Raw genomic sequence first — 21,044 nt, 5'->3', positions numbered from 1 at the left:
TAATTTCATTTCAAACTGCATAGCTGCTCTCGCATAATCGTCTCCATATCAGGACCAGCCGCGATCCCACGCGGCGGCCGCCCGTAGAAGCCGGCGCCAGCCGGACATACCGGAGACAACCATGCACGACGGTCACCCCACCGGCGCGGACAGCGCTGCCTCGGACCGCGCCCTCTACTACGCGCGCATCGCCAAAAAGCACATGGCGCCCCTGTGGGAGTCGCTGCACAACCTGGTGCCGCGACAGCCTGCGCCCCGCTGCATTCCCGCCATCTGGAAATACGACGACGTGCGCGACGACGTCATGGCGTCGGGGTCCCTGATCACCGCCGAAGAGGCCGTGCGCCGCGTGCTGATCCTGGAAAACCCCGGCCTGCCCGGCCAGGCCAGCATCACGCAAAGCCTGTACGCCGGCCTGCAGCTCATCCTGCCCGGCGAAATCGCGCCCAGCCACCGCCACACGCAGTCGGCCTTGCGCTTCATCGTTGAAGGCCGCGGCGCCTACACCGCGGTCAACGGCGAACGCACCACCATGCACCCCGGCGACTTCATCATCACGCCGTCCTGGACCTGGCACGACCACGGCAACGCCGAAACGGTCGAAGGCGGCGAACCCGTGGTCTGGCTGGACGGCCTGGACATCCCGCTGCTGCGCTTCCTGGACGTGGGCTTCGCCGAAAACTACCCGTCGGCCACCCAGCCCGTCACGCGCCCCGAAGGCGACAGCATGGCGCGCTTCGGCCACAACATGGCGCCCGTGCGCCATCAGGTGTCCAGCGGCAACTCGCCGATCTTCAACTATCCCTACGAACGCAGCCGCGAGGCCCTGGATGAACTCTACCGCCACGGCGAGCTCGATCCCTGGGACGGCGTCAAGCTGCGCTACCTGAACCCGGCCACGGGCGGCTACCCGATGCCGACGATGGCCACCTTCATGCAATTCCTGCCCGCCGGCTTCCAGGGCAAAACCACGCGCACGACGGACTCCACGGTCTACAGCGTGGTCGAGGGCCGCGGCACCGCGCGCATCGGCGACCAGGAATTCCACTTCGGACCGCGCGACGTCTTCGTGGCGCCGTCCTGGATGCCCGTGCAGCTGGCCGCGCTGGAAGACGCCACGCTCTTCAGCTATTCCGACCGCCCGGTGCAGGCCGCGCTGGGCCTGTGGCGCGAAGAGCGCATCGGCTGAATCGCCGCGTCCCTTCGCATTCCGAATTTCCCTCCCGCCTTCAAAGGGTGATCCATGTCTTTTGTGTTTGCTCCCACCGCTCCCGTCGCCGTGCCCGTCGCCGGCAGCCAGGACAGCTTTCCGGTCCGCCGTGTCTACTGCGTCGGCCGCAACTACGCCGCCCACGCCCGTGAAATGGGCTTCGACCCCGACCGCGAACCGCCGTTCTTCTTCTGCAAGCCCGCCGATGCCGTCGTGCCCGTGGTGGAAGGCACCACGCTGTCCCTGCCCTACCCGCCCGAAACCGCGAACCTGCACTACGAAATCGAACTGGTCGCGGCCATCGGCAAGGGCGGCGCCAACATCCCGGTCGAAGAGGCCCTGCAGCACGTATGGGGCTACGCCGTCGGCCTGGACATGACCCGCCGCGACCTTCAGATGAAGATGCGCGAAGCGGGCCGCCCGTGGGAACTGGGCAAGGCCTTCGACCTGAGCGCGCCCATCGGCCCGCTGCATCCCGCGCAATCGATGAACGGCATCGAAAAGGCCGGTATCTGGCTGCAGGTCAACGGCGCCGACAAGCAGCGCAGCGACATCGGCAAGCTGATCTGGTCCATCGCCGAAACCATCGCCTACCTGTCGAAGTACTTCCGCCTGGAAGCCGGCGACCTGATCTACACGGGCACGCCCGAAGGCGTCGGCCCGGTGGTGCGCGGCGACAAGATGGTGGGCGGCGTCGACGGGTTGGGCACGCTCAGCGTGCAGATGGTCTGAGCGGGGAAAAAACGCATGCAACTCCACAGCTTCTTCAACAGTTCCACCTCCTACCGCGTGCGCATCGCGCTCGCGCTCAAGGGCCTGTCCTATGAGTATCTGCCCGTGAACCTGCGCAAGCAGGAGCAGCGCGCGCCGGACTATGTGGCCATGAATCCCTCCGCGGGCGTGCCCCTGCTGATCGACGGCGACACGCAGCTTTCGCAGTCGCTCGCCATCATCGACTACCTGGACGCCACCCATCCCGAGCCGCGCCTGATCCCGGCCGACACGCTGGCGCGCGCGCGCGTGCTGGAACTTTCCGACGCCGTCTCCTGCGATATCCACCCCGTCAACAACATGCGCATCCTGCGCTACCTGCAGGAAGTGCTGGGCGCCAGCGACGAACAGAAGAACGCCTGGTACCACCACTGGATCCGCGAAGGGCTGACCGCCGTCGAAGCGCTGCTGGCCCGCCACGGCCATGGTGCGTATTGCTTTGGCGACGCGCCCACGCTGGCGGACTGCTGCCTGGTGCCGCAGGTGGCCAACGCGCAGCGCATGGGCTGCGACCTGTCCGGCTATCCGCGCGTCCTGCGCATTTTTGAACACTGCAACGCGCAGCCCGCCTTCCAGCAGGCCGCGCCCGCCCAGCAACCGGATTACACCAAGTGAGCAAAGAACCCGACACCCAGGGCGCGCCGCTGCGCGAATACACCGACCCCGCCTACCGCCCCCTGTGCACCAACCTGGCCGACGTGCGCGCCAACATCGACCGGCTGGACGACGACATCGTCCGGCTGATCGCCGAGCGCGCCATGTACGTGAAGGATGCCGCGCGCTTCAAGCGCGACGCCTTCCAGGTCAGCGCGCCCGCGCGCCAGGCCCAGGTCTTCGAGAAGGCCAGGCAGCTTGCGCAACGCCACAATCAGGGCTTCGCCAACCTGGAACAAGTGGTGGACGCCACCTACCGCGCGATGGTGGCCGCTTTCATCGCCAACGAACAAACCTATTTCGACACCATGAAGGACGTGGGAGACACGCATGCCTGATTCTTCGACCCTGCAGCCCGGCCGCGCGATGGCGCGCCGCTTTGCCATCCGCGCGGCGGCCCTGGGCCTTGCCGCGCTGGCCCCGCTGGCCGCGGCCACCGCCGCGGACGCGTGGCCCACCCAGCCGCTCAAGGCCGTGGTGCCGTTCGGCCCGGGCTCCAGCCCCGACCAGGTCGCCCGCATCGTCGGCGAGAAGGCTGGCGCGATCCTGGGCCAGACCATCGTGATCGAAAACAAGCCGGGCGCCAGCGGCAACATCGGCACCTACGCCATCGCCAATGCCAAGCCCGACGGCTACACCTTCGGCGTGTCGATCACCGGTCCGCTGGTGAACAACACGCTGCTGTTCGACAAGCTGCCCTACGCGCCCGCCACCGACCTGTCGCCGCTGACGCTGGCCGTGCACCAGCCGAACGTGCTGGTGGTGCCGGCCTCCGCGGGCATTTCCAGCATCGGCCAATTGCTGGATGCGCTGAAGAAGAACCCGGACAAGTACAACTTCCCGTCGCCGGGCGCCGGCACCGTGTCGCACCTGGCGGTCGAGCTGCTGCTGCAGCAGATCGGCGCGCGCGCCACCCACGTTCCCTACCCGTCGTCGCCGGCCGCGCTGACGTCGCTGCTGTCGGGCGACACCCAGTTTGCCGCGCTGCCGCCCATCGCGGTCATGCCCATGGTGAAAGACGGCCGCCTGAAGGCGCTGGCGGTCACGTCGTCCAAGCGTTCCACGCTGCTGCCCGAAATCCCGACCCTGGCCGAAGTCGGCGTGCAGGGCATCGAAGGGTCGGCATGGATCGGTTTCGTGGTGTCGTCCAAGGCCCCGGCCGACGTGCAGAAGAAGCTGTCGGACGCGCTCATCCAGGCCATCCGCGACCCCGAGGTCGCCAAGCGGCTGCAGGCGCAGTTCATGGATCCGGTCGGCGACACGCCCGCCGAATTCCGCGGCTACATGGATGAAGAGTTGAAGCGCTGGGAGCCCCTGATCAAGAAGCTGGGCATCAAGGGCCAGTAAGAACGACGCGCGGCCGCGCCGCGCGCCGAAAGCAACAAGCAAGGAGAGTCAGATGGTCATCACCGAACCCGCCCGCCAGGTCCCGTTGTACGGCGAATACGAGGTCGTCGTGCTGGGCGGCGGCCCGGCCGGCGTGCTGGCGGCAGCCAGCGCGGCGCGCAATGGCGCCAGCGTGCTGCTCGTGGAACGCTACGGCTTCCTGGGCGGCATGGGAACCGCCGCCGGCGTTTCCAACTTCTGCGGGCTGCACGCCAACATCCACGGCGACATCCGCCAGGTGGTGCACGGCATGACCGACGATCTGCTTGACCGCATGCGCGCGATGGACGGCCTGAACGATCCGCATCTGATCCTGGGCAAGATCCACGCGCAGGCCTACGACATCTCGGCCTTCAAGTGCGCAGCCGACGGCCTGGTGCAGGACAGCGGCGCACAGGTGCTGTTCCATGCGCTGGCGACGGGCCTCGCCCGAGACGCGCAGGGCCGCGTGGACGCGCTGTTCCTGGAAACCAAGTCCGGCCGCTGCGCGGTGCGCGCCAAGGTCTTCATCGACTGCTCGGGCGACGCCGACATCGCCCAGTGGGGCGGGTTGCCTTTTGAAAAGGGCGACGCGCAAGGCCACATGCTTTATCCCACCCTGATGTTCAAGGTGGGCAACGTCGACGGCGCCCGCGCGCAGGAAGCCTGGAAGACCATCCCCCAGTTGATGGACCAGGCCGCGGCCAGCGGCGAATTCACCTTCCCGCGCCGGGGCGCCATCGTGCGCCCGCAAAAACACGACTACGAATGGCGGGTCAACGTAACGCAGCTGGCCAACGCGGACGGCAGCGCGGCGGACGGCACCGACGCCGATTCGCTGTCGGCGGGCGAACTCGAAGGCCGCCGGCAGATCATGAATTATCTGGCGTTCCTGCGCGCCAAGGTGCCGGGCTTCGAACAGGCCTACGTGCTGGACATCGCGCCGCAGCTCGGCATTCGCGAGACCCGCCGCATCGTAGGCGAAGCCGTTCTCAGCAAGGAAGACGTCCTGGGCTGCGCGGATTTTCCGGACAGTATCGGCGTGAACGGCTGGCCGCTGGAAATGCATACGGCGGGCGACGTGCAATGGATATGGCCGCCCATCCCCGAATCGCGCGGCTATAACCAGTTACCGTTCCGCATGATGGTGCCCAAGCGCGGCCCCGGCGTCGCGGACAACGTGCTGGTGGCGGGCCGCTGCGCGTCCATGACGCACGAAGGCCAGTCGGCCGCGCGCGTCAGCGGCAGCTGCTTCGTCATGGGCGAAGCCGCGGGCACGGCGTCCGCGATGGCGCTGCGCGCGGGCATCGCACCCGCCGACGTCTCCATTCCCGCGCTCCAGGCGCAACTCAAGAAACAGGGCGCCTTCCTGGGCGGCCAAGACTGATCCGCGCGAGATTCCGACATGACTACCCAACTGGCTGCAAAACCGAAAACGCAAACCGTGATCGTCGTGGGCGGCGGCATCGGCGGCCTGGCCGCCGCGCTGGCGCTGACCCGCCAGGGCATCGCCGTGCAATTGCTGGAACAGGCCGCGCACATCGGCGAAATCGGCGCGGGCATCCAGCTCGGGCCCAACGCCTTCGCGGCGCTGGACGCCCTGGGCGTGGGCCGCACGGCCCGCGAGCGCGCCGTCTTCACCGACCACATCATCATGATGGACGCGGTGGACGCCAAAGAGGTCGTGCGCATCGATACCGGCGAGGCCTTCCGGGCGCGCTTCGGCGGCCCCTACGCGGTGATCCACCGCGCCGACATCCACCTGTCCATCCTGGAGGCCGTGCAGCAGGACCCGCTGATCCGCTTCCGCACGTCCACCCAGATCGCCAGCATGTCGCAGGACGAGCACGGCGTGGAGGTCGTCGACACGCAAGGCAACCGTTACCGCGCCGACGCCGTGGTGGGCGCCGATGGCGTCAAGTCCGTGATCCGCGAACGCATGGTGGGCGACCCCGCCCGCGTCACCGGGCACGTCGTCTACCGCGCCGTGGTCGAACGCGACAACATGCCCGAGGAACTGCGCATCAACGCGCCGGTGCTGTGGGCCGGCCCGCACTGCCACCTGGTGCACTACCCGCTGCGCGGCGGCCAGCAGTACAACCTGGTCGTCACCTTCCACAGCCGCGAGCAGGAAGAGTGGGGCGTGCGCGAGGGCAGCAAGGAAGAGGTGCTGTCCTACTTCCAGGGCATCCACCCGACGCCGCACCAGATGCTGGACCGCCCGACCTCCTGGAAGCGCTGGGCGACCGCCGACCGCGAACCCGTGGAACGGTGGGGCCAGGGCCGCGCGACCATCCTGGGCGACGCCGCGCATCCCATGACGCAGTACATGGCCCAGGGCGCCTGCATGGCGCTGGAAGACGCGGTGACGCTGGGCGAGGCGGTCAGGCAGTGCGACCACGACCTGCCCGCGGCCTTCCGGCTGTACGAATCGGTCCGCATTCCGCGCAGCGCGCGCGTGGTGTGGTCCACGCGCGAGATGGGCAGGCTCTATCATGCGCGGGGCGTGGAGCGCACCGTGCGCAACATGCTGTGGACGGGACGCAGCCAATCCCAGTTCTACGATGCATTGCAGTGGCTGTATGGCTGGAAGGTGGAAAACTGCCTCGCGGGAGGCATGGCGCAGTAGACAACGTTGCAGAAAAAACGCCGCCTGGCGAAGACTTCGCGGCAAACGAACATAAGCACAAGAGGAGACAACAATGCACAAACGCACCATCCGCGGCGCTGCCGCCGTCATGCTGTCATTGGCCTCGTACGCGGCCAGCGCGCAGCAGAAACCCGTGGACATCGGCTTCATCGGCACCTTGTCCACACCCGCCGGCTACATCGGCGAGGACGAACGCGATGCCTTCATGCTGGCCGTCAAGGAAGGCGGCGGCAAGCTGGGCGGCGTGCCCGTGAACGTGCGCGTCGAGGACGACGCGCTCAAGCCCGCCAACGCCAAGCAGATCGCCGACAAGATGGTGCAGGGCGGCGTGCGCCTGTTCACCGGCATCAACTTCTCGAACGTGATGGCCGCCGTCGGGCCCACCGTGCTGAACGCGGGCGCCTTCTATGTCAGCCTGAACGCCGGCCCCTCCAACTACGCCGGCAAGGCCTGCAACCCCAACTACTTCTCGGTGGCGTTCCAGAACGACTCGTACGCGGACACCGCGGGCATGGCGGCCAACGAACTCGGCGCCAAGCGCGTGGTCATCATGGCCCCGAACTACCAGGCCGGCCGCGACGCCGTCGCCGGCTTCAAGCGCACCTACAAGGGCGAGATCGCCGACGAGATCTACACCAAGCTCGAACAGGCCGACTTCTCCGTGGAGCTGGCGCGCATCCGCTCGCTCAACCCCGATGCCATCTTCCAGTTCCATCCGGGCGGCGCGGGCATCAACCTGACCAAGCAGTTCGCCAATTCCGGCCTGGCCGACAAGATCAAGATGATCACGCCCATCTATTCGATGGACGACCGCATGCTGGCCGCCACGGGCACGGCGGGCAAGGGCTTCTACCTGAGCTCGCTGTGGAGCGCCGACCTGGACAACGCGCAGAGCAAGCACTTCGTCGAGGCCTTCACCAAGGCCTACAACCGCGCGCCCACCGCCTATGCGGCGCAGGCCTACGACACGGCCAACCTGATCGCGTCGGGCCTGAAGGCCGTCAACGGCGACACCGCCGGCCGTCCGGACGACTTCCGCAACGCCCTGCGCCGCGCCGACTTCCCCAGCGTGCGCGGCAACTTCAAGTTCGGCTCCAACCAGCACCCCATCCAGGACTGGTACCTGCTGCACATCGAGGCCGGCCCCGACGGCAAGCTGGTCTACAAGAACCTGAAGGTGCTGGCCCGCGACCACACCGACGTGCACGCGGCAGACTGCAAGATGTGACGCGTCCCCGGCCGCGCGGGAGGCGGGCTCGCCGCCCCCGCGCGCCGCCATCACACAGGCTCTCCGAAGAAGGAGTCGCAATGCTGATGTTCCTGGAGCAGGTCCTGAACGGCCTGCAGTACAGCGCCTTGCTGTTTCTGTTGTCGGCGGGATTGACGCTGGTGTTCGGCATCATGAACGTCATCAACCTGACGCACGGCTCGTTCTACATGGTGGGCGCGTTCTGCGCCGCCAGCGCCGCCGCATCCACGGCGTCGTTCGCGGCCGCCCTGCTGGCCGCGCTGGCGGGCGCCGCGCTGTATGGCCTGGTGGTCGAACTGCTGGTCATCCGCCACCTGTACCGCCGCGACCACCTGGACCAGGTGCTGGCCACGCTGGGACTGACGCTCTTCACCAATGAACTGGTGACCGTGCTGTTCGGCCGCAGCCCGCCCTTCATGGACATCCCGCCGTTCCTGTCGGGATCGGTGGCGCTGCTGCCCGGGCTGAACTACCCCGTCATGCGGCTGGCCTTCATCGGCGCGGGCGCGCTGGTGGCGCTGGGGCTGTGGCTGCTGATCTCGCGCACGCGGGTCGGCATGCTGGTGCGCGCGGGCGCCGACGACGGCGAAATGGTCGACGCGCTGGGCGTGAACATCCAGCGCCTGTTCACCCTGATCTTCACGCTGGGCGCCCTGCTCTGCGGCTTTGCCGGCGTCATGGCCGCGCCCCTCCTGGCTGTGGAGATCGGCATGGGAGAACGCATCCTCATCACCACCTTCGTCGTCATCGTGGTCGGCGGCGTGGGCTCCGTGCGCGGCGCGCTGGTGGGGTCGCTGATGATCGGCATGACCGACGCGCTGGGCCGCGCCTACATCCCTTTCTGGATGTCGCGCCTGCTGCCTCCCGAACTGTCGGACTCGGCCAGTTCCAGCCTGGTGTCCGCCAGCATCTACATCCTGATGGCCGTCGTGCTGCTGTTCAAGCCGCGCGGGCTGGTGCCTGCCCAGCGCTAGGAACGATATCCATGACCAGACAATCCCCATCATCCGATGCCCTGCCCGGGGCCCTTGCCCACGTCGGCGGCCCGCGCATCACCCGAAGCGTCATCGTCAACGCGATCGGCCTGCTGCTGTTCGTCCTGGTGCCGGCCATCGCGTCGGCCACGGGCGAGAGCTTCCTGGTCAACCTGATGACGCGGTTTCTCATCTACGCCATCGCGGCGGTCAGCCTGGACCTGATCCTGGGCTACGGCGCGATGGTCAGCTTCGGCCACGCCGCGTTCTTCGGCCTGGGCGGCTACGCCATCGGCATCGCGGGCTTTCACCTGGGCCAGGGCGAGACCCTGTTCGGCTGGGGCGGCAGCACGTCCGCGCTGGTCATGTGGCCGCTGGCCATCGCCGTGGCGGCGCTTGCGGGCCTGGTGGTGGGCTTCCTGTCGCTGCGCACGTCGGGCGTCCAGTTCATCATGATCACGCTGGCCTTCGGGCAGATGCTGTACTTCATCCTGGTCGGCCTGATGATCTACGGCGGCGACGACGGCCTGTCGATCGACGCGCGCAACACCCTGCCCGGCCTGAACCTGAATCATCCCACCACCTTCTATTACGTCTGCCTGGCGCTCATGACCGCCTGGATCGTGGTGTGCCGGCGCATCGTGAATTCGCCGTTCGGCATGGCGCTGCAGAGCATCAAGCAAAACCCGCGCCGCAGCATCGGACTGGGCCTGGCCCCGCTGCGCTACCGGCTCACGGCCTTCGTGCTGTCGGCCGCCGGGACGGGCCTGGCTGGCGCGCTGTGGGCCAACTACGCGCTCTTCGTCAGCCCCGACATGTCGGCCTGGCAGAAATCGGGCGAACTCATGGCCATGGTGATCCTGGGCGGCATGGGTTCCATCTTCGGCCCCGTCCTGGGCGTGGCCGTGTACCTGGGGCTGGAACAGGTGGCCACCGGCTGGACCGAACACTGGATGCTGATCCTGGGTCCGGTGCTGGTGCTGGTGGTGCTGTTCGGCAAGCGCGGCGTCTATGGCTGGCTGGCGGGAGGCAAGCAATGACCGGACATCCCAAACTCGAAATCCGCGGCCTGCAGAAATCCTTCGGCGCCGTGCACGCGACGCAAGGCGTCAACCTCGAAGTCAGGCCCGGCGAACTGCACGCGCTCATCGGCCCCAACGGCGCCGGCAAGACCACGCTGCTGTCCCAGATCAGCGGCGAAATCCTGCCCGACGCCGGCAGCATCCGGCTCGACGGCGGCGACATCACCCGCATGCCCGCCCACAAGCGACCCGCCGCGGGGCTGGCGCGGTCCTTCCAGATCAGCCAGCTTTACCCCGATTTCACCGCGGAAGACAACGTCGCCATGGCGGTGCAGGCGCACAGTCCGGGCGGCTTCAACCTGTGGCGCAACGCCAGGCGCATGGCCCGCCTGCGCGAGCCGGCACGCGACGCGCTCGAACGCGTCGGCCTGGGCGGCCGCGCCGACGTGCGCGTCTCGGCCCTGGCGCATGGCGAAAAGCGCCAGCTTGAACTGGCCATGGCCCTGTCGCTGGACGCATCCCTGCTGCTGCTGGACGAACCCATGGCCGGCATGGGCGCCGAGGAATCCCAGCGCATGACCGACCTGCTGCAGACGCTCAAGGGCCGCTACGCCATCCTGCTGGTCGAGCACGACATGGACGCCGTCTTCGCCCTGGCCGACCGCGTCACCGTCCTGGTCTACGGCAAGACGATCTTCACCGGCACGCCCGACGAGGTGCGCCGCCATCCGGACGTGCGCGCCGCCTACCTGGGCGAGGAGGACTGATGCTGCAAGTCAAACAACTGCAAGGCGGCTATGGCGCCAGCAAGGTGCTCTTTGGCGTCGACCTGGACATCGCGCCGCGCCAGGTCGTGTCTTTGATCGGCCGCAACGGCATGGGCAAGACCACCACCGTCAAGACGCTCATGGGCATGCTGCCCGCGCAGGGCGGCAGCATCCTGCTGGACGGCAAGCCCATCACCGGCATGGCGCCGCATCGCATCGCCCAGCTTGGCATCGGCCTCGTGCCCGAAGGCCGCCGCGTGTTCGGATCCCTGTCGGTCGAGGAAAACCTCGTCGCCACCGCCCGCAACACGCGCGCCGGCTGGCACGTCGGGCGCGTTTTCGACCTGTTCCCGCGCCTGAAAGAGCGCCGCGCGCAATCCGCACGCACCTTGTCAGGCGGCGAACAACAGATGCTGGCCGTGGGCCGCGCCCTGCTCATCAATCCGCGCCTGCTCATCCTGGACGAGGCCACCGAAGGCCTCGCGCCCCTGATCCGCCAGGAAATCTGGAACTGTCTGCGCCGCCTGAAGGAAGAAGGGCAGACCATCCTGGTGATCGACAAGAACCTCAAGGAAATGGCCACGCTGGTCGACCGCCACCACGTGTTGGAGAAAGGCCGCGTCGTGTGGCAGGGCAGCCCCGCGGAACTGGCCGCGCAACCGGAGCTGGCGCACCGCTATCTGGGCGTGTAGCGGCGCGGGCGCTAATCCTGCGATTCGCAGAAGCTCAGGCGGTTGCCGAACGGATCGATGACCGCCATCACCCGCCCCCAGGGCATGTCCTCCACGCACGGTCGCATGTAGGCATACCTCTTTGCGCTGACCTCCGCGTGGAATTCATCCACGCCCTGCATCCGCACAAACACCGCCGATCCCGGCGTCGCATCGCCGTGGTGTTCGGACAGATGCAGCACCAGGTCCCCGCGATGCACCTGCGCGTACAGCGGAAACCCCGCCTCGAAGCGATGTTCCCAGTCCCACGTGAACCCCAGGAAATCCAGATAGAAATCGCGCGCCTTCTCCACCGAGAAAATGCGCAGGATGGGAATGGCGGCTTGCAGGTGCATGGCGGGGCCTTGGTAGTATGCGAAATAAATCCAGCATAGAACACAACGTCATCCATGCCCATCGCAACGCCCGACTCCTGGAAACACCTGCCTGCCCCCGCCCTGCGCGAACCCCTGCACTTCCAGGCCCGCTACACCGCCGCCGAATACGCCCGCCTGCAACAGGGCGTCATCCCGCAGGAAATGGAGGACAAATGGTTCATCTACCTGCACGACGGCTGGCTGCGCCTGCACCGCAGCTGGACGGGCAACTGGATCTACGCGCTACGCCTGGAACAGGACGGCGACAACTGGACGGTCACGGATTCCTGGGTAAACCGAGATCCCGAGCAATACCGGATCGACGACGGGGATTACGACAGGAGAGCCCTGCAAGCCATGTTGCAGTGGCTGATCAAGGGACCGCCGGCTTAGGGCCTGCTTGAGAGCCCCGGGCGCCTGGCTGGCGGGATGGAGCATGCGCGGGGGTGTCTGACACCTAGGCCCGGTCGGGACAGTGTCTCATCCGCGTGTCAGGCACCTCGGCATTAGCAGCGGCCGCAGCATTGCGCGCAGCGCTTTCTCCCCCCACGCAAGACACCGCGTAAGCCAGAAGTCGGCCGCCCGCGCGGCCGACTTCGGGCGGGCCCCGCAAGACGCTTCAAACCCAAAAGATGAAGGCAGGAATCTCAAGAACCCCGCCCGCCCCGGCAACCGGCAAAATCACTACACCGGAGCACGGCGTGGCGGCGGCCTGGGGTGCGCGGGGCGTGTAGATGCGCCCGAGGGAATCTGAAGGAACGGCCGCAGGCCGTGACGAAGATGACGAGGGGCAGTCCGGAGCGAACGCTCCGGACCGCAATCGTAGCCCCGCGCACCCCAGGCCCCCGCCACGCCAGGCGTCTAAAGAACACAAATAAGGCAACCGCAAACAAAACGCCCAAACCCCAAAAGCAACCGCTTCCAGAATCCAGGCGCGCAAGAACACAACCAAACAAGCCGACGAAGCACCGAAGGCCCGCCACCCCGCCATCCAGTGCCGGCCAGACAGCAAGAGGCAGCGAACCCTCGATACACCGTCACACCCGGCGATCAGCCCGCAGGCACGACCGCCGTCACCTCGATCTCGACCTTGGCGCGATCCTCCACCAGATCCGCCACTTCCACCGCCGTCATCGCCGGGAAATGCCGACCGATCAACTCCCGGTAGTGCTTGCCGATGGCAGGATAAGCCGCCACGTACGCGTTCTTGTCAGTGACGTACCACGTCATCCGGACGATATGCTCGGGCTTCGCGCCGCCCTCGGCCAGGATCGCGACAATGTTCGCCAGGGTCTGGCGAACCTGGTCCGCCAGGTCATCGGATTCGAACTGCTGCTGGCCGTTCCACCCCACCTGCCCGCCCACGAACACAAGCTTGCTGCCCACCTGCATCTCGGTAAGCACGCCATTCGAATAGCCCCGGGGCGCCATCCAATCCGGCGGTTGCAGAATCTTCATAACGTCTCATCCTATTGATTAAATAAACAAAGCACAGGGTGACGACCGCCGCTTACGCCGCGGCCGCCAGATAATCCTGCATGCGTTCGCGCAGATCCGCGGGCAGCGGCATGGACTTCATCGTCCGCAGATCCACCGTCACGATCGTCAACGTGGCCGACAGCCGCAACTGTCCATCGGGCCCCTCGAAACGCACCAGCGCCTTGAACGACGCGCCGCCGATGCGCTGCACCTCCAGCGTCTGCCGCAGCCTTTCGTGCCAGCGGCTGGGCGCGCTGAAATCGCACGTCACCGACGCCATCGGCGTGCCGATGTGCCGGTCCACGTGCAGCGCATGAAACGGCAACCCCATCCCCTTGTCGAACCATTCCTCGACGAAATCGTTGATCATCTCGAAATAGCGCGGGTAGAACACGATGCCCGCCGGATCGCAGTGGCGGAACCGGACTTCTACCTGGCTGATGAAGGGTGCTGCCATGATGTTTCCTTGGTGGTGTTTCAGGCCATCTTGCGCAGCGCGAAACGCTGCAGCTTGCCGGTTTCGGTGCGCGGCAACGCGTCGACGAACTCGATCGAGCGCGGATACTTGTACGGCGCGATGCTGGCCTTCACGAACGCCTGCATCGCGGCAACCAGTTCGTCGCTGGGCGCGAAGCCCGGCTTCAACACCACGAAGGCCTTCACCAGTTGCCCGCGCTCGTCGTCCATCGCGCCGACCACGCCGCATTCCGCCACCGCTTCGTGACGCAGCAGCGCGTCCTCGACCTCGGGACCCGCGATGTTGTAGCCGGCCGACACGATCATGTCGTCGTTGCGGGCCTGATAGAACAGGTAGCCGTCGTCGTCCTGCACGAAGGTGTCGCCCGGCAGGTTCCAGCCCTGCTGCACGAAGCGGCGCTGGCGTTCGTCGGCCAGGTAGCGGCAGCCGGTCGGCCCCTTGATGGCCAGGCGGCCGACCGTGCCGTTGGGCACAGGCTTCATGTCGTCGTCCACGATCTGCGCCACATAGCCCGGCACCACGCGGCCGATTGCGCCGCGGCGCACTTCGTCGGGCGGGCTGGAGACGAACACGTGGATCATTTCCGTGCCGCCGATGCCGTCGATCATCTCGATGCCGGTCGCGTCCTTCCAGAGCTGGCGCGTGGCGTCGGGCAGGGCCTCGCCGGCCGACACGCTCTTCTTCAGCGAAGACAGGTCGAACTTGCCCACCTGCGCCGCCATCTGGCGATAGAAGGTCGGCGCCGTGAACACGATCGTGGCGCGGAAATCCTGGATCAGTTCCAGCAGGCTTTCCGGCGACAGCTTTTCGGCCAGCACCGTGCTCGCGCCCACCCGCAGCGGGAAGCACAGCAGGCCGCCCAGGCCGAACGTGAAGGCCAGCGGCGGCGTACCGCAGAAGATGTCGTCCGGCCCCGGCTTGATCACATGCTTGGGGAACAGGTCGCACATCGCCAGCACGTCGCGGTGGAAATGCATGCAGCCCTTGGGCGAGCCCGTGGTGCCGCTGGTGAAGGCAATCAGGCAGACGTCGTCGGCCGCCGTATCGCAGGCGTCGAAGGTGTCAGGCTTGGCCGCGGCCAGCGTATCCAGCGCGTCGGGCGCGGCGTCGTTGAAATACACGACCTGCGACAGGCCCGGGCAGTGATTTTCGTGATCCGGCTGCGCGCAGAACTGGGCCTCTTCCTTCAGGCGCACATCGCACAGCACCGCCTGGATCTGCGCCTTCTCGATGATCTGCTTCAGTTCCTTGGAGCGCAGCAGCGGCATGGTGGGCACCGTGACCAGCCCCGCCTTGATCGCGGCCAGCCAGGACGCGGCCATCATCGGGTTGTTCGGCCCGCGCAGCAACAGGCGGTTGCCGGGCACCAGCTTCATGTCCTGGGTCAGCACATGGGCGATGCGATTGGTCAGGGCGGCAAGTTCGCGATAGGTCATCGCGGCCGGCTTGCCGTCCTGGCGCCAGCGCAGCGCCACGCGGTCGCCGTGGCCGCGGTCGACCATGGCATCCACCAGCTCCACGGCGCAATTGAAGCGCTTGGGATAGGCCACGTCGGGGCCGTCGAGCAAAAATTCCGGCCATTGTTCGCCCGGGGGCAGATTGTCCCGGGTGAAAGTGTCGATGTGGGCGGATACTTCCATGAAAATTCCCCTTGGCTAGTGCGATGCGGTTTTCGTTGCAAAAGACAGGCGCTCGGTGGCCCCTTTACGCCTTCAGCAGTTCACGGGCGATGATCAATTTCTGCACTTCCGTGGCGCCTTCGTAGATACGCAGCGCTCTGATTTCCCTGTAAAGCTTCTCCACCGGCATCCCCGACACCACGCCCGCGCCGCCGAACATCTGCAGGGCGCGGTCGATCACGGCTTGCGCCGACTCGGTGGCCGTCATCTTGGCCATCGCGGCTTCGCGCGTGGTGCGCTGCTTTTGCACGTCGCGCATCCATGCGGCCCGGTACGTAAGCAGCGCCGAGGCGTCGATGGCGGTGGCCATGTCGCCCAGCGCGGCCTGAGTCAGTTGCAGGTCGGCCAGGGTCTGGCCGAACATGCGGCGCGACTTGGCGCGCGCCAGGCCCTCGTCCAGCGCCCGGCGCGCGAACCCCAGCGCCGCGGCCGCCACCGATGCGCGGAAAATATCCAGCGTCATCATGGCCAGCTTGAAACCCTGGGCCGCGTCGCCCAGGCGGTGCGACACCGGGATGCGGCAGTTGTCGAAGGTGATCGTGGCCAGCGGATGCGGCGCGATCAGGTCGATGCGTTCGCTGACCTCGAATCCCGGCGTGCCGGCATCCACCACGAATGCGCTGATCCCGCGCGCGCCGGGGGCTTCGCCGGTGCGCGCGAACACGCAGTAGAAATCGGCGATGCCGCCGTTGGAGATCCAGGTCTTGGCGCCGTTCAGCACGTAGTGGTCGCCATCCAGGCGGGCCTCGCACGCCAGCGCGGCGACGTCCGAGCCTGCGTCGGGTTCGGACAGCGCGAATGCGGCGATGGCCTCGCCGCGCGCCACGCGCGGCAGATAGCGCTGGCGCAGCTCGTCCGAGCCCATCAGCGAAATCGCCCCGCTGCCCAGGCCCTGCATCGCGAACGCGAAGTCAGCCAGGCCCTCGTGGCGGGCAAAGGTTTCGCGCAGGATGCAGACGGCGCGGGAATCCACGTCGGGCAGCGCGCCGCCCCAGGTCCCGCCCGGGCCGCCCGCGACCGCGTAGCGCAGCCAGCCGGCCTCGCCCATGGCGCGGACCAGCTTCTTGCACGCGGCGTCGGCGTCGTGATGGTCGACGTCGCCCAGCGATTTTTCGCACCAGGCGTCGACCTCATGCGCCAGCTTGCGGTGCGCGTCGTCGAAAAAGGGCCAGTCCAGCCAGCTTGCGTCGCGCATCGTCAATTCCCCTCGAAGACGGGTTTTTGCTTGGCCACGAAGGCCTCGTAGGCGCGATGGAAATCGCGCGTCTGCATGCAGATGGCCTGGGCCTCGGCTTCGGCCTCGATGGCCTCGTCCACGCCCATGTTCCATTCCTGGTGCAGGAGTTTCTTGGTCACGCCGTGGGCGAAGGTCGGGCCCGCGGCCAATTGCGCCGCCAGCGACTGGGCGGCTTCCAGCAGCTTTTCGGATTCGTGCAGGGCATTGAAGAAGCCCCAGCTCGCGCCTTCTTCGGCCGTCATCGCGCGGCCCGTGTACAGCAGCTCGGACGCGCGGCCCTGGCCGATCATGCGCGGCAGCAGCGTGCACGCGCCCATGTCGGCGCCCGCCAGGCCCACCCGCGTGAACAGGAAGGCGGTGCGCGCGGCGGGCGTACCCAGGCGCATGTCGGAGGCCAGCGCCACCATGGCGCCCGCGCCGGCGCACACGCCGTCCACCGCCGCCACGATGGGCTGCGGGCACGCGCGCATGGCCTTGACCAGGTCGCCCGTCATGCGGGTGAAGTCCAGCAGTTCCGGCATGCTCATCTTCGTGAGCGGGCCGATGATTTCGTGCACGTCGCCGCCCGAGCAGAAATTGCCGCCCGCGCCCGTCACCACCACCACCTTGACGTCGGTGGCGTACACCAGCGAACGGAACAGGTCGCGCAGTTCGGCGTAGGAGTCGAACGTCAGCGGATTCTTGCGTTCGGGACGGTTCAGCGTGATGGTGCCGATCTTGCCGTCCGCCGACACCTGCCACAGGAACGTCTTCGCCTGGTAACCGGCGATCGGACGCTTGTGGTGCTTCATGGTGTGCTCTTCGGGCTGGGTGCTCATGGTGTCTCCGTTCGTGGATGCTTGGGGAATGGGCGGCCGGCTTCAGCCGGTCATCACTTCGCCGCCGTCGACGGCGATCGCCTGGCCGTTGATCGATGCGGACGCGGGCAGCGCCAGCCAGGCGACGGTCTCGGCCACTTCCTCGGGCTGCACCAGGCGGCCCTGCGGATTGCGCTCGGCCAGCTTGAGCCGGGCGGCGTCCGGCGTCAGGCCGGTTTTCTCGACGATGTTCGCGACCGCGCCGCGCACGATGTCGGTCTCGGTGTACCCGGGGCAAACGGCGTTGACGGTGACGCCCTTCTGCGCGGTTTCCAGCGCCAGCGAGCGCGTCAGGCCGATCACGCCGTGCTTGGCCGCGCAGTAGGCGCTGACATAGCCGTAACCGATCAGACCGGCCGTGCTGGCCACGTTGATCACGCGGCCCCATTTTTCCTGGAGCATGCCGGGCAAGGCCGCCTGGATGCAGTGGAAGGTGCCGGTCAGGTTGACGGCCAGCATCTGGTGCCACAGCGCGGCGTCGGTGCGGTCAAAGCGCTGGCTGACCGCCTGCCCCGCGTTGTTTACCAGGATCAGCACCGGGCCGAACTCCGCCTCGGCCTGCGCGAACGCCGCGCGCACCGAGGCCTCGTCGGCCACGTCGGCGCTGGCGGCCTGCACCTGGCCCAGCCGGGCCAGGTCGTCGGCCGCGGCGTCCAGCGCCGCGCCATCGCGGCCCAGCAGCGTGACGCGCGCGCCGCGTTGCAACAGCGCCCGCGCGCTGGCAAGGCCGATGCCGCGGGCGCCGCCGGTCACCAGGGCGTGGCGCCCGGCGAGCGGTTGCGTAAGTGTGGTCATTTGATATCCAGTTGCGCCATGGCGGCGGCGCGCTCAAAGTTCGTTTCCAGCTGCCGCTTGCCGGCGAAGTACTGGCTGGGCCATGAGACGTCAACATAGCCCACCCGCGCCGCTTCGCGTAGCGTCCAGGAGGCGTCAGCCAAATGGGGACGCGCAAGGGCGCAGAGGTCCGCGCGGCCCGACGCGATGATGCCGTTGGCATGGTCGGCTTCGAAGATGGCGCCCACCGCGATCGTGGGAATGCCGGCCTCGTTGCGGACGCGGTCGGCGAACGGGGTCTGGAACATGCGGCCGTACACCGGCTTTTCTTCCTTGCTGACCTGGCCCGACGAGCAGTCGATCATGTCGGCGCCCGCGGCCTTGAAGTGGCGCGCGATTTCCACCGCGTCGTCGGCGGTGATGCCGCCTTCCACCCAGTCGCTGGCGGAGATCCGCACCGACATGGGCTTGTCTTCAGGCCAGACGGCGCGCACCGCGTGGAAGACTTCCAGCGGGAAGCGCAGGCGGTTTTCCAGGCTGCCGCCGTATTCGTCCTCGCGGCGGTTGGTCAGCGGCGAAATGAAGCTGGACAGGAGGTAGCCGTGCGCGCAGTGCAGTTCCAGCCAATCGAAGCCGGCGGCCGCGGCGCGGCGGGCGGCGGCGACGAAGTTGTCGCGCACCTGGTCCATGTCGGCGCGCGTCATGGCTCGCGGCGTCTGCGACACGCCCTCGATGTACGGCAAGGCCGAGGCCGACACCAGCGGCCAGTTGCCTTCGGCGAGCGGGTGATCGATCTTCTGCCAGCCGAGCTGCGTGGATCCCTTGCGGCCTGCGTGGCCCAACTGCATGCCGATGCGCGCGTCGCTATTGCCGTGCACGAAGTTCACGATGCGGGCGAACGCCTGCTGCTGCTCATCGTTCCACAGGCCCGGGCACCCGGGAGTGATGCGGCCGTCCGGCGACACGCAGGTCATTTCGACCATGACCAGCCCGGCCCCGCCCATGGCGCGCGCGCCCAGGTGGACCAGGTGGAAATCGCCCGGCACGCCGTCGGTGCAGGAATACATGGCCATGGGCGACACCAGGATGCGGTTCTTGAGCCGGACTCCGCGCGCCTGGTAGGGCGTCAGCATGGGAATGGCGGGACGCCGGCCTTCGGGCGTGGCGGCCCCGGCGCGCTCGGCGATCCAGCGCTCGAAGCCTTCGAGCCAGGCCGGGTCGCGCAGCCGCAGGTTTTCGTGCGAGATGCGTTGCGAACGGGTCAGCAGCGAGTAGGCGAACTGCTCGGGCTCCAGGTCGGCGTAGCGCTCGACGTTTTCAAACCATTCGGTGGAGTTGCGGGCGGCGTTCTGGATCTTCAGCACTTCCACGCTGCGCACTTGCTCGTAGTGGTGCAGGCCGGCTTCCACGCTGCCCTCGGCGCCGCTCAGGCAGCGGGCCAATTCGATGGCGTCTTCCAGCGCCAGCTTGGTGCCGGAGCCGATGGAGAAGTGGGCGGTGTGCGCGGCGTCGCCCATCAGCACGACAGGCACGCGGCGCTGGCCGCGGGCGGTTTCAAGCGTGTTCCAGTGGACCCAGGTATTGCAGATGACGCGCGGGAACCGGATCCAGATGGCCGAGCCGCGCAGGTGCGACGCGTTGCTGATCAGCGCATTGCCGTCCAGCCAGGGCGCGAACAGCTTTTCGCAGTAGGCGATGCCCTCTTCCTGGCTCATCTGCTCGATGCCGGCGGCCTGCCAGGTTTCTTCGGGCGTTTCCACGATGAACGTGGACATGCCGTCTTCGTAGCGGTAGGCGTGCGCCTGGAACCAGCCGTGCTCGGTCTGCACGAAGGCGAAGGTGAAGGCGTCGAACACCTTCTTGGTGCCCAGCCACACGAAACGGCAGCGGCGCTGGTCGATATCGGGGTGGAAGGTGTCCGCGTAGCGGGTGCGGACCTGGCTGTTGATGCCGTCGGAGGCGATGACGAGGTCGGCGTCGTATTCACGCGCGATGGCCTGGTCGTCCTGGACGAAGTTTTCGAACACCAGTTTCACGCCGACGTCTTCACAGCGCGCCTGCAGGATGTTCAGCAGCTTCTTGCGGCCGATGCCGATGAAGCCATGGCCGCTGCTGCGGATGCTGCGTCCCTTGAAGTGGATATCGATGTCGTCCCAGTGATTGAAAGCGTCGCCGATGGTCTGGGCGGAAACGGGGTCGGCTTCGCGCAGGTTCTGCATGGTGGCGTCGGAGAACACCACGCCCCAGCCGAAGGTGTCGTACGGGCGGTTGCGCTCGATGACGGTGACTTCGTTGGCCGGGTTCTGCAGCTTCATAAGCAGGCCGAAATACAGGCCGGCGGGACCGCCGCCGATGCAGACTATTTTCATTGCCGTGATGCTCCGAAGTACGCGACGGTCGCTGTGGATGCTGTAGCGGGAAGCCGCAGAAATTTAGGTCTGGATAGTTTAGGCTTGAAATATATACCTGAAGTGGGGGGTGTGCAAATGAGGGAAAGTATTTAGGACGGATAGGTAAATGGGGACGGCGTGGGGAGGGTTTTGTGGGTTGTAACGATGTGCGTCTTGCAGGGGGTATGCCTGGGCGCCAGGCATCGCGTTATCTTGATTGGCTCACGGGCGCTCGGGGCATGCTCGAGTTCTTCAGACGCTCCTCGGTGCGGGCGGCAGGGCTGCGAGCGCCCACGATTGCGGTCCGGAGCGTTCGCTCCGGACTGCCCCCTCGTCATCTTCGTTGTCGCCTCCGGCGACTGCCTACAGATTCCCTCGGGCGCATCGAGGTTGCTCGCAGC

Annotated in this window: 21 protein-coding genes; 13 read left to right on the top strand and 8 right to left on the bottom strand. The window is 67.1% G+C overall.

The window, feature by feature from the left end:
• The first annotated feature begins 121 nt into the window (after nt 1-121).
• The 12 genes from gtdA to ABE485_RS25715 all read left to right on the top strand — a co-directional run bounded on the left by gtdA (nt 122) and on the right by ABE485_RS25715 (nt 11,354).
• Nucleotides 122-1,189, top strand: a complete 1,068-nt coding sequence (gene gtdA, locus ABE485_RS25770; protein ID WP_346518082.1) for a gentisate 1,2-dioxygenase — start codon at nt 122-124, stop codon at nt 1,187-1,189.
• A 54-nt stretch (nt 1,190-1,243) separates the two neighbouring features.
• Nucleotides 1,244-1,942, top strand: coding sequence for a fumarylacetoacetate hydrolase family protein (locus tag ABE485_RS25765; protein WP_346518081.1), 699 nt, complete (start codon nt 1,244-1,246; stop codon nt 1,940-1,942).
• A 15-nt stretch (nt 1,943-1,957) separates the two neighbouring features.
• On the top strand, nt 1,958-2,596 hold the full coding sequence (gene maiA / locus ABE485_RS25760; protein ID WP_346518080.1) for a maleylacetoacetate isomerase: 639 nt from the start codon (nt 1,958-1,960) through the stop codon (nt 2,594-2,596).
• A complete protein-coding gene (locus tag ABE485_RS25755; RefSeq protein WP_346518079.1) occupies nt 2,593-2,973 on the top strand; it encodes a chorismate mutase in 381 nt (126 codons plus the stop codon). The genes maiA and ABE485_RS25755 overlap by 4 nt, the downstream gene beginning before the upstream one ends.
• Nucleotides 2,966-3,982: a Bug family tripartite tricarboxylate transporter substrate binding protein gene (locus ABE485_RS25750; protein WP_430795467.1), complete on the top strand. Its 1,017-nt coding sequence runs from the start codon at nt 2,966-2,968 to the stop codon at nt 3,980-3,982. Before ABE485_RS25755 ends, ABE485_RS25750 begins: the two co-directional genes overlap by 8 nt.
• A 52-nt stretch (nt 3,983-4,034) precedes the next feature.
• Nucleotides 4,035-5,387 carry an FAD-dependent oxidoreductase gene (locus ABE485_RS25745; protein ID WP_346518078.1) on the top strand — a complete coding sequence of 451 codons (1,353 nt, stop codon included), beginning with the start codon at nt 4,035-4,037 and terminating at the stop codon, nt 5,385-5,387.
• Nucleotides 5,388-5,405: 18 nt separating this feature from the next.
• Entirely contained in the window at nt 5,406-6,629 is a 1,224-nt protein-coding gene (locus ABE485_RS25740) for a 3-hydroxybenzoate 6-monooxygenase (protein ID WP_346518077.1), read from the top strand.
• 73 nt (nt 6,630-6,702) lie between these two features.
• A complete protein-coding gene (locus ABE485_RS25735; protein ID WP_346518076.1) occupies nt 6,703-7,878 on the top strand; it encodes an ABC transporter substrate-binding protein in 1,176 nt (391 codons plus the stop codon).
• An 80-nt stretch (nt 7,879-7,958) separates the two neighbouring features.
• A complete protein-coding gene (locus ABE485_RS25730; protein ID WP_346518075.1) occupies nt 7,959-8,873 on the top strand; it encodes a branched-chain amino acid ABC transporter permease in 915 nt (304 codons plus the stop codon).
• A gap of 77 nt (nt 8,874-8,950) precedes the next feature.
• A complete protein-coding gene (locus ABE485_RS25725) occupies nt 8,951-9,913 on the top strand; it encodes a branched-chain amino acid ABC transporter permease (RefSeq protein ID WP_346518094.1) in 963 nt (320 codons plus the stop codon).
• Entirely contained in the window at nt 9,910-10,662 is a 753-nt protein-coding gene (locus ABE485_RS25720; protein WP_346518074.1) for an ABC transporter ATP-binding protein, read from the top strand. The genes ABE485_RS25725 and ABE485_RS25720 overlap by 4 nt, the downstream gene beginning before the upstream one ends.
• Nucleotides 10,662-11,354, top strand: coding sequence for an ABC transporter ATP-binding protein (locus ABE485_RS25715; RefSeq protein ID WP_346518073.1), 693 nt, complete (start codon nt 10,662-10,664; stop codon nt 11,352-11,354). Before ABE485_RS25720 ends, ABE485_RS25715 begins: the two co-directional genes overlap by 1 nt.
• Before the next feature lie 11 nt (nt 11,355-11,365).
• Here ABE485_RS25715 and ABE485_RS25710 read toward each other — a convergent pair whose 3' ends face one another.
• Nucleotides 11,366-11,728, bottom strand: a complete 363-nt coding sequence (locus tag ABE485_RS25710) for a glyoxalase superfamily protein (protein ID WP_346518072.1) — start codon at nt 11,726-11,728, stop codon at nt 11,366-11,368.
• 54 nt (nt 11,729-11,782) lie between these two features.
• Between ABE485_RS25710 and ABE485_RS25705 the strand changes: the two genes are divergently transcribed.
• On the top strand, nt 11,783-12,142 hold the full coding sequence (locus tag ABE485_RS25705; protein WP_346518071.1) for a hypothetical protein: 360 nt from the start codon (nt 11,783-11,785) through the stop codon (nt 12,140-12,142).
• 657 nt (nt 12,143-12,799) lie between these two features.
• Here the strand turns inward: ABE485_RS25705 and ABE485_RS25700 are convergent.
• The 7 genes from ABE485_RS25700 to ABE485_RS25670 all read right to left on the bottom strand — a co-directional run bounded on the left by ABE485_RS25700 (nt 12,800) and on the right by ABE485_RS25670 (nt 20,622).
• Complete coding sequence (locus ABE485_RS25700) at nt 12,800-13,207, bottom strand: RidA family protein (RefSeq protein WP_346518070.1); 408 nt, start codon at nt 13,205-13,207, stop codon at nt 12,800-12,802.
• Between the two features lie 52 nt (nt 13,208-13,259).
• Nucleotides 13,260-13,685, bottom strand: coding sequence for an acyl-CoA thioesterase (locus ABE485_RS25695; RefSeq protein WP_346518069.1), 426 nt, complete (start codon nt 13,683-13,685; stop codon nt 13,260-13,262).
• Nucleotides 13,686-13,705: 20 nt separating this feature from the next.
• Nucleotides 13,706-15,346: an AMP-binding protein gene (locus ABE485_RS25690; protein ID WP_346518068.1), complete on the bottom strand. Its 1,641-nt coding sequence runs from the start codon at nt 15,344-15,346 to the stop codon at nt 13,706-13,708.
• A 64-nt stretch (nt 15,347-15,410) separates the two neighbouring features.
• The gene (locus tag ABE485_RS25685) at nt 15,411-16,580 is read right to left on the bottom strand and encodes an acyl-CoA dehydrogenase family protein (protein ID WP_346518067.1); all 1,170 of its coding nucleotides are present in this window, start codon (nt 16,578-16,580) and stop codon (nt 15,411-15,413) included.
• A gap of 2 nt (nt 16,581-16,582) precedes the next feature.
• Nucleotides 16,583-17,440 carry an enoyl-CoA hydratase family protein gene (locus ABE485_RS25680; RefSeq protein WP_346518066.1) on the bottom strand — a complete coding sequence of 286 codons (858 nt, stop codon included), beginning with the start codon at nt 17,438-17,440 and terminating at the stop codon, nt 16,583-16,585.
• A 42-nt stretch (nt 17,441-17,482) separates the two neighbouring features.
• Nucleotides 17,483-18,274, bottom strand: coding sequence for an SDR family NAD(P)-dependent oxidoreductase (locus ABE485_RS25675; protein ID WP_346518065.1), 792 nt, complete (start codon nt 18,272-18,274; stop codon nt 17,483-17,485).
• Nucleotides 18,271-20,622 (bottom strand): bifunctional salicylyl-CoA 5-hydroxylase/oxidoreductase, encoded by a 2,352-nt coding sequence (locus ABE485_RS25670; protein ID WP_346518064.1) that lies wholly within the window; start codon nt 20,620-20,622, stop codon nt 18,271-18,273. The genes ABE485_RS25675 and ABE485_RS25670 overlap by 4 nt, the downstream gene beginning before the upstream one ends.
• Between the last annotated feature and the right edge of the window lie 422 nt (nt 20,623-21,044).

The organism is Achromobacter spanius, assembly GCF_039673305.1.
Classification (GTDB): domain Bacteria; phylum Pseudomonadota; class Gammaproteobacteria; order Burkholderiales; family Burkholderiaceae_B; genus Achromobacter; species Achromobacter spanius_F.
The sequence above is the reverse complement of the archived record's forward strand: the minus strand, read 5'-3'. Positions and strand labels throughout refer to the sequence as shown.

Coding starts and splice junctions, on each gene's coding strand:
- ABE485_RS25735 (WP_346518076.1), top strand. CDS start 6,703: ATGCACAAACGCACCATCCGCGGCGCTGCCGCCGTCATGCTGTCATTG.
- ABE485_RS25670 (WP_346518064.1), bottom strand. CDS start 20,622: ATGAAAATAGTCTGCATCGGCGGCGGTCCCGCCGGCCTGTATTTCGGC.
- ABE485_RS25700 (WP_346518070.1), bottom strand. CDS start 13,207: ATGAAGATTCTGCAACCGCCGGATTGGATGGCGCCCCGGGGCTATTCG.
- ABE485_RS25710 (WP_346518072.1), bottom strand. CDS start 11,728: ATGCACCTGCAAGCCGCCATTCCCATCCTGCGCATTTTCTCGGTGGAG.
- ABE485_RS25745 (WP_346518078.1), top strand. CDS start 4,035: ATGGTCATCACCGAACCCGCCCGCCAGGTCCCGTTGTACGGCGAATAC.
- ABE485_RS25675 (WP_346518065.1), bottom strand. CDS start 18,274: ATGACCACACTTACGCAACCGCTCGCCGGGCGCCACGCCCTGGTGACC.
- ABE485_RS25705 (WP_346518071.1), top strand. CDS start 11,783: ATGCCCATCGCAACGCCCGACTCCTGGAAACACCTGCCTGCCCCCGCC.
- ABE485_RS25695 (WP_346518069.1), bottom strand. CDS start 13,685: ATGGCAGCACCCTTCATCAGCCAGGTAGAAGTCCGGTTCCGCCACTGC.
- ABE485_RS25765 (WP_346518081.1), top strand. CDS start 1,244: ATGTCTTTTGTGTTTGCTCCCACCGCTCCCGTCGCCGTGCCCGTCGCC.
- ABE485_RS25690 (WP_346518068.1), bottom strand. CDS start 15,346: ATGGAAGTATCCGCCCACATCGACACTTTCACCCGGGACAATCTGCCC.
- ABE485_RS25730 (WP_346518075.1), top strand. CDS start 7,959: ATGCTGATGTTCCTGGAGCAGGTCCTGAACGGCCTGCAGTACAGCGCC.
- maiA (WP_346518080.1), top strand. CDS start 1,958: ATGCAACTCCACAGCTTCTTCAACAGTTCCACCTCCTACCGCGTGCGC.
- ABE485_RS25685 (WP_346518067.1), bottom strand. CDS start 16,580: ATGCGCGACGCAAGCTGGCTGGACTGGCCCTTTTTCGACGACGCGCAC.
- ABE485_RS25720 (WP_346518074.1), top strand. CDS start 9,910: ATGACCGGACATCCCAAACTCGAAATCCGCGGCCTGCAGAAATCCTTC.
- gtdA (WP_346518082.1), top strand. CDS start 122: ATGCACGACGGTCACCCCACCGGCGCGGACAGCGCTGCCTCGGACCGC.
- ABE485_RS25740 (WP_346518077.1), top strand. CDS start 5,406: ATGACTACCCAACTGGCTGCAAAACCGAAAACGCAAACCGTGATCGTC.
- ABE485_RS25680 (WP_346518066.1), bottom strand. CDS start 17,440: ATGAGCACCCAGCCCGAAGAGCACACCATGAAGCACCACAAGCGTCCG.
- ABE485_RS25750 (WP_430795467.1), top strand. CDS start 2,966: ATGCCTGATTCTTCGACCCTGCAGCCCGGCCGCGCGATGGCGCGCCGC.
- ABE485_RS25715 (WP_346518073.1), top strand. CDS start 10,662: ATGCTGCAAGTCAAACAACTGCAAGGCGGCTATGGCGCCAGCAAGGTG.